The 11,800-nt window shown below is 39.2% G+C and carries 8 protein-coding genes and 1 pseudogene; 6 read left to right on the plus strand and 3 right to left on the minus strand.

The genetic code is table 11. The features are described from left to right. Positions 1-462 precede the first annotated feature (462 nt). The 3 genes and pseudogenes from LZD48_RS06910 to LZD48_RS06920 all read left to right on the plus strand — a co-directional run bounded on the left by LZD48_RS06910 (position 463) and on the right by LZD48_RS06920 (position 3,144). Positions 463-882: a hypothetical protein gene (locus LZD48_RS06910; RefSeq protein ID WP_310739793.1), complete on the plus strand. Its 420-nt coding sequence runs from the start codon at positions 463-465 to the stop codon at positions 880-882. 318 nt (positions 883-1,200) lie between these two features. After that, positions 1,201-1,931: pseudogene (locus tag LZD48_RS06915) on the plus strand (carbohydrate ABC transporter permease); the annotation flags it as partial. A gap of 37 nt (positions 1,932-1,968) precedes the next feature. Next, entirely contained in the window at positions 1,969-3,144 is a 1,176-nt protein-coding gene (locus tag LZD48_RS06920) for an ROK family transcriptional regulator (RefSeq protein ID WP_235762004.1), read from the plus strand. Between the two features lie 46 nt (positions 3,145-3,190). Here the strand turns inward: LZD48_RS06920 and galT are convergent, their stop codons facing one another. Genes galT through LZD48_RS06935 form a run of 3 tightly spaced genes read right to left on the minus strand, consistent with a single transcriptional unit; the run spans position 3,191 to position 6,851 of the window. Further along, entirely contained in the window at positions 3,191-4,669 is a 1,479-nt protein-coding gene (galT, locus tag LZD48_RS06925) for a UDP-glucose--hexose-1-phosphate uridylyltransferase (RefSeq protein WP_235762005.1), read from the minus strand. A gap of 2 nt (positions 4,670-4,671) precedes the next feature. Beyond that, positions 4,672-5,667: a UDP-glucose 4-epimerase GalE gene (gene galE, locus LZD48_RS06930; protein WP_235762006.1), complete on the minus strand. Its 996-nt coding sequence runs from the start codon at positions 5,665-5,667 to the stop codon at positions 4,672-4,674. Next, positions 5,664-6,851 carry a galactokinase gene (locus LZD48_RS06935; RefSeq protein WP_235762007.1) on the minus strand — a complete coding sequence of 396 codons (1,188 nt, stop codon included), beginning with the start codon at positions 6,849-6,851 and terminating at the stop codon, positions 5,664-5,666. The genes galE and LZD48_RS06935 overlap by 4 nt, the downstream gene beginning before the upstream one ends. A gap of 305 nt (positions 6,852-7,156) precedes the next feature. On the opposite strand from LZD48_RS06935, the gene LZD48_RS06940 reads away from it, so the two are divergent. The 3 genes from LZD48_RS06940 (at position 7,157) to LZD48_RS06950 (ending at position 11,539) form a co-directional block, all read left to right on the plus strand. Further along, a complete protein-coding gene (locus tag LZD48_RS06940; RefSeq protein ID WP_235762008.1) occupies positions 7,157-7,960 on the plus strand; it encodes a beta-galactosidase small subunit in 804 nt (267 codons plus the stop codon). A gap of 586 nt (positions 7,961-8,546) precedes the next feature. Beyond that, positions 8,547-9,386, plus strand: coding sequence for a BglG family transcription antiterminator LicT (gene licT / locus LZD48_RS06945; RefSeq protein WP_235762009.1), 840 nt, complete (start codon positions 8,547-8,549; stop codon positions 9,384-9,386). A 233-nt stretch (positions 9,387-9,619) separates the two neighbouring features. Then, positions 9,620-11,539, plus strand: coding sequence for a beta-glucoside-specific PTS transporter subunit IIABC (locus LZD48_RS06950; protein WP_235762010.1), 1,920 nt, complete (start codon positions 9,620-9,622; stop codon positions 11,537-11,539). The last annotated feature ends 261 nt before the right edge of the window (positions 11,540-11,800 follow it).

Here is an 11,800-nt window from a genome sequence, read left to right on the forward strand (position 1 = left end):
ACCCAAGTAGTGAAAGTCAACATCAACTCACTATCGTCGCCTGAGTTTCCTTTATCTCATTACGGAGTGCTCTAGTTTGTACGTTGCTAAACGGGCGCTTGCGCCTTTGTTCTTATAAATAAAAAGTGCCCTACCGGCTCTCTCAACCTCTATCTATTGATGTTCAACCAATAAATAGTGGGGGGAGTTAATAGTAGAGTACCGGCAAGACACGAGCTTAAGTATAACAGATTAAGTAAATAAATGGAAATTAGAATGTGGGGTAATTTTGGGGTGATGGAATTGGTAGAAAAAAAGAGTAGTATTTTGGATTTCTAATTTCTTAAAATGCAAATAATTCTTCCATCCTCTATTGACATTATAAAAATTATCTGTACTATTGAACTTAATTAAATTAATTAAGAAATATTTGAGCAAGAAAAATTACTTCTTTTCTCTGTTTGGAAAGCGTTCACTAATACGATGTCTAGATTAGAAGAAATCGCGGTGGGGAAGTGGATGACACCGAGTATTAAAGCGGAGGAGTCACAAGCTGGAAAGTGGACGGTTGTACCGATTCCGCGATTGCCGGTTGACGGTGCAGTGAATGCTTCCAACCAAGGTGGAAGTTCATTCTATGTATTAAATATTCCCGGGAAAGAAAAGGCTGCGGAATTTTTGACAAGTACCTTTGGTTCTAATGTTGATCTTTATCAAGACTTAGTTACAGATATAGGTGCAATCGGTACATATATACCTGCGTTAGATGAAGAAGCATTCAATCAACCTGATGACTTCTTTGGAGGTCAAAAAATCGTTTCGGATTTTCACGTGGATGGAAGAAATCCCGAGTGTGAACTATGGAATGCATACGTACGCGATTATGGATATATTGATTGGTGAATTACAGAAATATAAAAGCGGCAAGGGTCTAGAGGAGGCTCTAGATGATGCGCAGAAACAAGCTGAAGGACGATTAAATTAAATCTATTTAATTATGGTCTTGGGTATTTCCAGCTTTTTTAGAAGAACCCTTCTGTGCTCAAAACTTTATTTAAACATCAATGTTTGGAGTGGTCAACATGAAGCCTATAAATAGTAAAAGCTTAATAGGTTGGGGATTTATCCTATTAGCAACCATTTTCATCACGTTATTTTATTTTTATCCGATGATATCAAGCACTGATTCTATCGTTCCGCTCCGGGATGGGGGTCAATCTTGAATCGGTTGATATTACCCAAGGAAGCTTATTACCAGGCACACATATTTTTGAAAATATAAGGAATCTCTTTGAAAACTATAATGTTGGTTCTGCATTGTTTAATTCATTTTTTATTGCTATCATTGCTACAGTGCTATGTTTAGTAATCTCTTCTCTAGCAGGTTATGGTTTTGAAATCTACCGAAGTAAAGGAAAAGATATTGTGTTTAATATTCTGCTCCTTTCGATGATGATACCGTTTGCAGCTTTGATGGTTCCGTTATTCCGCTTCTTTGGGAATGTTTCTCAAGCAATTCCCGCTATTGGTGTGGATACGCTGTATGCCGTTATTTTGCCATATGTAACGACTGCATTTTTTGTCTTCTTCTTCAGACAGAATACGAAGATGTTTACGAGAGATTTAATCGAAGCAGGCAGAATTGATGGTTTGAGTGAGCTTGGCATCTTCTTTAGAATTTATATGCCGTCGATGAAAAATACATTAGCAGCTGCTGGGATTATTTCATTTATGAACAACTGGAATAATTATTTATGGCCGCTCGTTATGTTACAGTCGTCTGATGTTCAAACTATCCCGCTTTTAATTTTTCTAATTTAGGTTCAGGCTATACACCGGATTATGGCGTGATCTATACGGCGATTGTAATTGGCACGATTCCAACTGCATTAGTGTTCTTCTTCTTACAGAAATACTTTGTCGAAGGTATGACAGGATCGGTGAAAGGATAAGCCAAGCATTATTAAATGAGATAAATGGGGGATTTGCATGGAACGTGGTTCATTTCAATTAATGAAATCAGTCAATAAATCTCTTGTATTGAATAAGATACGAACGTCAGAACCAATATCGCGTGCGCAAATTGCAAAGGATACAAAACTAACACCCCCAACAGTGAGCAGTATTGTGAAGGAACTGTTGAAGGATGGGGTGGTTCGAGAGAGTGAGCTCGGTGAGTCCAGCGGTGGCCGGAAACCGAAGATGCTTCATATTAATAGTAAAGCCTTCTATGTGATCGGAATGGATGCTGGTCCGGAAACGGTGGATTGCGCGTTAACCGATTTGACAGGGAAAATCTTACAGCGAACACCATCCGAGGATTTAACAAAAACATTAACGAATGAGAAGTTTCTTGCTATATTAACAGAGAAAATTGAGACGATTATTGCTTCTACGGACATCGATCATGAAAAAATTATCGGGATCGGTATTGCAATGCACGGGGTAGTGGATGTTGAATCTGGAACATCTTTGATTGCTCCCAACTTGAATTTAACAGATATTCCGATTAAAGCTACATTGGAAGAAGCGTTTGATTTAACCGTACGGGTGGAAAACGATGCTCGCGCCATGGCTCTTGGGGAGTCATGGTTCGGTGGAAACAGTGACGCGGGCAGTATGGTTGCTGTGAACTTTGGTAGCGGTGTCGGCGCAGGTATTGTTATCAATGGTGAGTTATATCACGGGGCTCAAGATATCGCCGGGGAATTTGGTCATATGACGATTGATCTCCACGGAGAGATATGTGAATGTGGCAATCCTGGCTGTCTGCAGACATTTGCTAGCGGGGAAGCACTTGCCGAACGCTATAAAAGACAAGTGAGTTCGGAAAAAGATTTGAACGGAGAAGAAATTTATGAACTCGCGAAAAATGGTGAAAAGCAGGCTATTCAATTTTTGCAGGAAACCGGTGAAATCATTGGGATCGGTTTAACGAATCTTATTCATTTAGTGAACCCGAGCCGAATTGTCCTCGGTGGCGGGGTCATGAAGAGTCAGGAATTCATTTTCCCAGAAATTGACAAAATGATCGAACAGCGGGCATTGACAAAAGAAGCGAAGAAAACGGAAGTAAGTGTCTCGCGACTCGGAGATGATGCAACATTGCTCGGGGCCGTTTCGCTGCTTTTAGTGGAATTATTCGCTCCAGATCGCAAGAAATAAAAAAGCAGTTAATCCTAGTGAGGGGTTAACTGCTTTTTTATTGTCTTTATTTATTCAGCGTTTCAATAAAACGTTCAAATGCTGGCTGGTCTTTCAACACTCCTGCATCTTCTAATATTCGAGCAAATTTTTGTCCGAGCTCTTGGTGGATAATTTCTTCAGCTTCTTTTTCATTTGCAACTTGTGGATATTTTTCCTTCAATTGTTCTGCCCATGTGTGGTGATGGGTAGCTATATTACATGATTTTCCTTGTAAATTCTCTTGAATCGCTTGTAATTCATCTTTTAATCGGGGAGGTAAAACTGCGAGTCCCATTACTTCGATTAGCCCGATATTCTCCTTCTTAATATGTTGTACATCAGCATGCGGATGGAAAATTCCGAGTGGGTGTTCCTTCGATGTTCGGTTATTACGCAAGACAAGATTCAGTTCGAATTTTCCATCACGATACTTCGCAATTGGTGTAACTGTATTATGTGGTGTATCGTCTGTGAATGCCAGGATATTGGCATCTGGATCGAAATAATTGCGCCACGTTTGGAGGACATGGTCCGCAGCCTGAACAAGGCTATCTAGCTCTTCTCCTTTTAATCGAATAACCGACATCGGCCATTTCACGACAGCTGCAGTGACTTCAGGGAAATCCTTCAAGTGAAAAGTAAAGGCATCTTCTGCTTTCATCATGGAAAATTCATATCTGCCAGCCTGATAGTGATCATGACTTAAAATCGATCCACCGACAATTGGCAAATCCGCATTGGAACCGATGAAATAATGCGGGAACTTCTCTGTAAATGTAAGCAATCGTTTGAAGGCATCGCGATCAATTTTCATGTCTCGATGTTCCTCAGAAAGTAGAATGCTATGCTCGTTATAATAAACATATGGAGAATACTGTAAATACCAGTTTTCACCTAATAGCGGAACTTGAATAATCCGGTGGTTCGCCCGAGCAGGATATCCTGTCCTCCCTGTATAACCTTCGTTCTCTACACAGAGCAGGCATTTTGGATAATTCCCGGTCTGTTTCATTTCCCGCTCCCGTTTAATTTGCTCCGGATCTTTTTCCGGCTTGGATAGATTAATGGTAATATCCATTTCACCATACGTTGTTTCTGCTTGAAAGGAAATGTTTTTCTTGATGCGATTCATTTGGATATAGTTGCTGTTCTTGCTTAAATTGTAAAAATAGTCAGTTGCTGCTGTTGGTGATGCTTCATATTTTTGCTGGAATGTATGATTAATTACGGATGGCCTTGCGACAAAGCAGTTCATGATATTCGCTGCCAAAATCTCCTTTTCATCGAAGACATTTTCAATTACACCATGTCGGGTTGCATAGATAATGATGTTACCCAGAATGTTCGGGATTGTATCTATAGTTGGATTATCTATCGTCTCCGGGTAGGAATCTAATCCTAATAGATGGATGACTTGATTTCGGACGTAGTGGAGATCTGCCGCTTCAATTAGATCTATTTTTAATGCTTGTTCGATTAGTCCTTCAATATGGTTATAAATCATGGCTACTCTTCCTTTCCGTATCCACTCGGATGTGTGATATGCCAGTTCCAAGCATCTTCAAAGATTTTCGTAATGGATGTTCGGGACGGGTTCCAGCCGAGAATACGTCTCGCTTTATCTGAACTAGCTACCAACGTGCTTGGATCTCCTGCACGCCTTTTCCCGATTTTCGCAGGTATTTCTTTACTGGTTACGTTTCGCGCCGTCTCAATCATTTCTTTTACGGAAAATCCATTACTGCTTCCGAGGTTGAAGACATCGCTTTTTCCGCCATTACTCAAATAGCTTAAAGCGAGTAGATGAGCAGCAATCAAATCTTCCACATGGACATAATCGCGAATGCACGTGCCGTCTGGTGTATCGTAATCGTCACCGAAAATGGTGATGTATTCTCGCTGATTCAATGCCGTTTGTAAAATAATCGGGACGAGATGTGTTTCCGGACGGTGATCTTCACCGATTTCCGCATTCTCTCTTGCGCCGGCGACATTGAAATAGCGTAAGGAAACATAAGTGATCCCGTGGGCTTGTTCCGTCCATTTCATCATTTTTTCCATTGTAAGTTTTGTTTCTCCGTACGTGTTTGTTGGATTTGTAGGCATCGTTTCTGTAATCGGTACGGATTCTGGTTCACCATACGTCGCGGCGGTGGAAGAAAAGACGATATGTTTCACATCCGCTTCCGCCATCGCCTGCAGTAATACTTGTGTGCCATACACGTTATTGTCAAAATATTGGAGTGGTTTTTCCATCGATTCTCCAACAAGGGAATGGGCAGCGAAATGAATGACCGCATCGATTTCTTCCTTTGCAAAGATGGAGCGAAGAAATTCAAGATCTCGCAAATCCCCTTCATAAAATGTCGCTTCTGAATGCACTGCATTTTTGTGACCGGTCGTTAAGTTATCAATAACAACTACCTGTTCCCCCTGATCAATTAATTGATAAACAGCATGGGAGCCGATATAACCGGCCCCACCTAAAACTAAAACACTCATCGTTTTGCTCCTTTCATAATTTCTTTCGCTCCATCCCCAATTGTTGCGGTGTAGAATGTAGCTTCATAGCCTAGCTTTTCTTGATAGACTGCATTGATATATTCTTTGGCTTCCTCTGTTTTATCTTTTTCAATGATTGCAATCGCACATCCGCCAAATCCAGCGCCTACCATTCGTGCACCTAGCACACCATCAACTTCCCAAGCAGTTTCCGTAATGGTGTCGAGCTCTCGTCCGGTTACTTCATAATCATCACGCAAGGAGAGATGGGATTCATTTAACAATTTTGCAAAAGCATCTAAGTTTTCTTGCTGTAGTTGATTGAACGCCTCTAAGGTGCGAGCGTTTTCATAAACGACATGTTTAGCCCGTCTTTGGTTCGTTGAATTGGTAATTGCCTGTTTGTTCTCTTCAAATTGTTCTGGTGTTAATTCCCCTAAACTGTGGATTTCTAATTTGTTCTGTAAATCATGTAAAGCAGCCTCACATTCAGCACGTCGTTCATTGTACTTGGAGTCGGCCAATTTTCGTTCTTTGTTCGTGTTCATAATCATGATTACATGGTCGGCTAAATGTAATGGGGCATAATTATACTCCAATGTGTCACAATTTAATAGAATTGCATGATTTTGCTTGCCCATTCCAACGGCAAATTGGTCCATAATGCCACTGTTGACGGCAATATACCGGTTTTCTACTTTTTGTCCAAGTTTAATTAGTTCTAGACGGTTAATTTCTTTTTCGTATAACCCTTCCACCAACACACCGGTTACAAGTTCAATCGAGGCGGAAGAAGAAAGACCGGCTCCGTTTGGAATATTTCCGTAGTAAAGAATGTCAGCACCAGTCGAAATGTCGAATCCAGCTTCGATTAAGTAGAGAAAGATCCCCTTTGGATAGTTCGCCCAGTCATGTTTTTCTTGAAACTCCAAATTTTTCAAGTCGCATTCGATGATTCCTATTTTAGGAAAATTCATCGAGTAAAAGCGTAATTTCTGGTCATCGCGTTTCGCTCCAAGCGAATAGGTGCCATAGGAAATGGAGGCAGGGAAGACATGGCCGCCATTATAATCGGTGTGTTCTCCAATTAAATTGATCCGTCCCGGAGCGAAGAACATTCTTGGTATTTTTTTAGTATGAAACGTATGTTGAAAATCGCGTATTAAATTTTCCGCTGTTTTCATTTTACCCTCCTGCAATTTTAAAAGTATTGATAATTCATTTGATTGATAGTACAATAGTTATTACAATTAACTTTATTAATTAATTTAATTAAGTAAACCTTAGTTTACTATTATTCTTTTCGTAACGCAACAGGGCAGAGAATAAAAAAACAAAATGTAGGCGTTATCATGATGTGAAAAATTTTATTTGGAGGTTATTATGGTACATCTAAATGAATTTCAACATTTATCCGTATTAGAAAAGAATCGTTTAAAAGATCGCTCTTATTTCATGTCATACAATAACGAGCAAGATGCACTTACATATGAAAGAGGGTAACTTCTGGAGAGCACCAACAGATAACGATCAAATCGGTCAGGAAGAATTTAGTACGAGAAGTGAAGAAAAAGCGTGGGAAGCTAGCGGTGTCCACATGCTACAGCAGCGTTTAGTTGATTTTAAATCGGAGCTTTCAGCCGAGAAAGATTCTGTCCTCATTACAGTGACTAAGAAAATTTCTCCGCCTGGATTCAACTGGGGCTTTAAAACTTCCATTAAGTATGAAATTGCACATACTGGGATTGTGACTGTAAAAGTCGATGGTAAGAAGTTCGGGGAAGGATCGATCACCCTACCAAAAATCGGCTTACAATTTTACTTGAAAAAAGCATTTGATCAAGTCGATTGGTATGGTCGCGGTCCGGGTGAGTCCTATGTGGATAGTAAACTAGCGAACCGTGTTGGACGTTGGTCTGCACCGGTTAAAGAACTATTCACACCATATGTCGTCCCACAAGAAAACGGTAATCGTACCGATGTAAAGTGGGTGTCGCTTACAACTGAATCTGGTGCAGGTCTATTAGCAGCAGGTGATTTATTCAACTTCAGCGCGCACCACTATACGACGGAAATTCTTGAGAATGCCCGTCATACGATAGATTTAGCAGAACAAGATTTCATTGAATTCAATCTGGATCACCAGCAAAATGGCCTTGGTTCAGCTAGCTGTGGGCCGGGTGTGCTCGAGAAATATGAGTTGAAAAATGACGATTTCGAATTTTTTTTCCATGTTGGTGGGTTTTCGAAGAGAGAAATTTCGCCGAATAGTTTGTGGAAGAGAATGAGGTAGGGAATAGTGTTGAAAGAACTCCGGTGAAGGTGCTGGAGTTCTTTTTATGCATCTGGTTCGAAATGAGTTTTTTCGAGTGTAAAAGAGACTTTGTCCCTATTATCAAAATAATGTAACCGTTGACATTGGGAGGAAGTTGTGGTAAATTAAAATTACAAAGCTAAATAAGTAATATATTATTAAGGAATGTAACCTTGATTGGGCATAACCTGAATTGATTTGAGAGCGCTATATGTGCTTTTTCAAATGATTCAGGTTTTTTTATTGCCAAGCTATATCCATGCATGAAGAAATTTGAAGGAAAAATAAAATGGCTTTCAAAAAGGGGGGTATAACTACACTTAACTATGTATCGGTTTTCCAGAAGCATAAACAAAAGAAGTGATTTCTTGTTTAACCTTAATGAATTTCATAATACGTATTTAATGTATCACCATCACCATATGTAGTTGAGTTGGTTCGTTCCCAACTACATACGGTGATGGGAAAGCCGACTTTGGTAATTATGAAATTCATTCAACCTATCTAAGTTATTTCAAATGAACACTTAGAAATTAAAATAAAATATCGTTCAGGTGTGGGTAAAATGAAAATCAAAAAAATATTAAATAACAATGTAGCGTTAACTTATAATGAAATAAATCAAGAAGTCGTCGTTATGGGACTGGGCTTGGCTTTTCAGAAAAAGGAAGGCGATTCCATTGATCCGGAAAAGATAGAAAAAACTTTTATACTGGAGCATAAAGGTGTATCCAATAAGATTGCTGAGCTATTAAAAGAAATACCAGAGATTTATTTGGAATTAGCTCATCAAATTATTGAGCTCGCTAAGTCCAAACTGTCCTATTCATTAGATGATTATTTATATGTCGCTTTAATTGATCATTTGAGCTTTGCCGTGGAACGTCATAAACTCGGATACGACTTGAAAAATGCATTGTTATGGGAAATTAGAAAGTATTACAAAGAAGAATACAAAATAGCTTTAGAAGCACTGGATATTATTAATCAAGAATTAACTATAGAATTACCAGAAGACGAAGCAGCTTCCATCGCATTACACTTTGTTAATAGTCAGCTTTCTGGTGAGAATATGACAAAGACCGTCCAAGTGACGGAAATGGTTAATGACATCTTAAATATCGTTAAATATTATTTTCAAATGGACTTAGATGAAGACTCAGTCAATTATGAGCGATTTTTGACACACTTGCGCTTTTTTGCCATGCGCTTTATTCGCAAAGAAAAATTGGAAGACACATACGATGAGTTCTTATATGAGCAGATTAAATTAAAATACGATAAAGCATATCAATGTGCAGAACGCATTGCTTCGTATATTAAAAAAGACTATAATTGGTCCATTTCGCATGATGAAATATTATATTTAACGCTGCATATTCATCGGTTAACGAATCGAATTTAAGTAGGTATATATAAACTTCACAACATTTATAAGAAATGCTAGGGAATGTAACCTTAATTGGGCATAACCCGAATGTTTTGTAAAGAGGGATTTTGGACTTTACAGAGACCGAGAAAAGTAATTTTCTTGGCTGTAAAAGTGCAAACAAACATGATAGAGAATCATGTTACCCTGTTTGCAAAAACATTCGGGTTTTTATTTTAAATAAATAGATTGATATTGGAGGGTTTTAAATGAAATATGAAAAGTTAGCAAAAGACATCATCGAAAATGTCGGCGGTAAAGAAAACGTTAACAGTGTTGTCCATTGCATTACCCGCTTACGCTTTAAATTAAAAGATGAAGGAAAAGCGAATACAGAAGTGCTGGAAAATATGGATGGCATCGTTACAGTTAGACAAAGCGGCGGGCAGTACCAAGTTGTTATAGGTAACCATGTGCCGGATGTTTATAAAGCAGTTGTCATTGAAGGCGGTTTCGAATCAAATAGACCGGTGGATGACCCGGACGATAATGGTGATAAAGGCAGTTTATTAGACCGATTTATCGATATGATTTCTGGAATTTTCCAGCCGATCTTAGCTGTATTAGTTGCTTCAGGTATGATAAAAGGTTTTAATGCCTTATTTTTAGCAGCGGGCTGGTTGAATGAAGCAAGTGGAACCTACCAAGTTTTAAACGCAATTGGAGATGCACTGTTCTACTTCCTGCCAATATTCCTCGGATATACAGCAATGAAGAAATTTGGCGGAACACCATTCTTAGGGATGTTGATAGCGGGTGCACTCGTTTATCCAGCGCTTGATCCGAGTGCTCAAGCAGGAGAACCTTTATACATGTTATTTGCGGGTACTTTACTTGAATCACCCGTTTATATTGAATTCTTTGGTATTCCGATTATTTTAATGACGTATGCGATGTCGGTTATTCCAATTATTTTATCTACATTTTTCGCTGCAAAGCTGGAAAATTACTTTGCGAAATTGATTCCAGACGTAGTAAAAACGTTTGTAGTTCCGATGTTGACGGTACTGACCATTGTTCCATTAACATTCATTGTCATCGGCCCAATTGCGACATGGGCAAGTCAATTGCTCGGAGCAGGAACCATTTGGTTATATGAGCTAAGTCCTGTGATTGCTGGGGCAGTTATAGGTTCCTTCTGGTTGGTATTCGTTATGTTTGGATTGCATTGGGGTCTTGTTCCAATTGGAATTAACAACGTTGTGAGCCAAGGTTGGGATCCAATCCTAGCATTAATGTTTGTCCATTCCTTTGCTTTAGCAGGTGCGCTCACCGCAGTATGGATTCGAACAAGAAAACAAAAGTTGAAAACACTTAGCCCTCCAGCAATCATATCAGCCGTATTTGGTGTAACAGAGCCTGGTATGTACGGTATTGCTTTACCACTTAAAAGACCATTTATGTTCACACTAATCGGATCAGGAATTGGCGGTGCATTATTAGGGTTGTTTGGTACAGTTGCTCATGTCATGGGTGGACTTGGAATTTTCCAAATACCTAGCTTTATTCATCCAGAGGAAGGTATGAATATGGCGTTTATCGGTGCTCTTATCGCCGCTGTCGTTGGAGCTGTATTAGCTTTTGTACTGACTTACTTCTTTGGTGGCGCAACTAAAGAGAATGAAGAATCAGCTCAACCAGCTCCACAAGAAGAAAACAAGGATGAAAATATAACAAATGAAGTAATTGAAAGTCCAATGAATGGAGAAGCGGTCAATCTAGCTGACATTTCTGACTCGGCATTTGCATCCGGTGCATTAGGGAAAGGTGTAGCAATTAAACCATCAGAAGGAAAATTAATTTCACCTGTATCTGGTACGGTTACAGCATTATTCGATACCAAGCATGCGATCGGTATTATCACCGAACATGGTGCGGAATTACTCGTCCATATCGGAATGGACACGGTTCAGTTAGAAGGAAAGTTCTTTAACGCGCATGTTGCTCAGGGAGACAAAATTGAAAAGGGTCAATTGCTTATTGAGTTTGATATAGAGGGTATTGAAAAGGCCGGCTATGAGATTATTACCCCCGTTGTTATTACAAACTTTGATCAATATACGTCCATTGAAACTGCAGAAGAGGGAACAATTCAGACCGGTAAGCCAATAATGTTTTTAAATAAATAGAATGAATTTCATAATTACCAAAGTCGGCTTTCCTATCACCAGTAGTTGGGAGCGAACCAACTCAACTACATATGGTGATGGTGAAGCATTAAATACATATTATGAAATTCATTAAAATAAACAAAAGAAAAGCTTCTATGGAAATCGAGAAAAAATACACAATAGAATGAATTTCATAATTACCAAAGTCGGCTTTTCCATCATCATATGTAGTTGGGAACGAACCAACTCAACTACATATGGTGATGATGAAGCATTAAA

This window comes from Oceanobacillus alkalisoli (assembly GCF_021556485.1).
Lineage (GTDB): Bacteria > Bacillota > Bacilli > Bacillales > Amphibacillaceae > Oceanobacillus > Oceanobacillus alkalisoli.

What these genes read in the sequence shown, in the direction of transcription:
- LZD48_RS06910 (WP_310739793.1), top strand. Translation starts at nt 463, where the DNA reads ATGTCTAGATTAGAAGAAATCGCGGTGGGGAAGTGGATGACACCGAGT.
- LZD48_RS06920 (WP_235762004.1), top strand. Translation starts at nt 1,969, where the DNA reads ATGGAACGTGGTTCATTTCAATTAATGAAATCAGTCAATAAATCTCTT.
- galT (WP_235762005.1), bottom strand. Translation starts at nt 4,669, where the DNA reads ATGATTTATAACCATATTGAAGGACTAATCGAACAAGCATTAAAAATA.
- galE (WP_235762006.1), bottom strand. Translation starts at nt 5,667, where the DNA reads ATGAGTGTTTTAGTTTTAGGTGGGGCCGGTTATATCGGCTCCCATGCT.
- LZD48_RS06935 (WP_235762007.1), bottom strand. Translation starts at nt 6,851, where the DNA reads ATGAAAACAGCGGAAAATTTAATACGCGATTTTCAACATACGTTTCAT.
- LZD48_RS06940 (WP_235762008.1), top strand. Translation starts at nt 7,157, where the DNA reads ATGAAAGAGGGTAACTTCTGGAGAGCACCAACAGATAACGATCAAATC.
- licT (WP_235762009.1), top strand. Translation starts at nt 8,547, where the DNA reads ATGAAAATCAAAAAAATATTAAATAACAATGTAGCGTTAACTTATAAT.
- LZD48_RS06950 (WP_235762010.1), top strand. Translation starts at nt 9,620, where the DNA reads ATGAAATATGAAAAGTTAGCAAAAGACATCATCGAAAATGTCGGCGGT.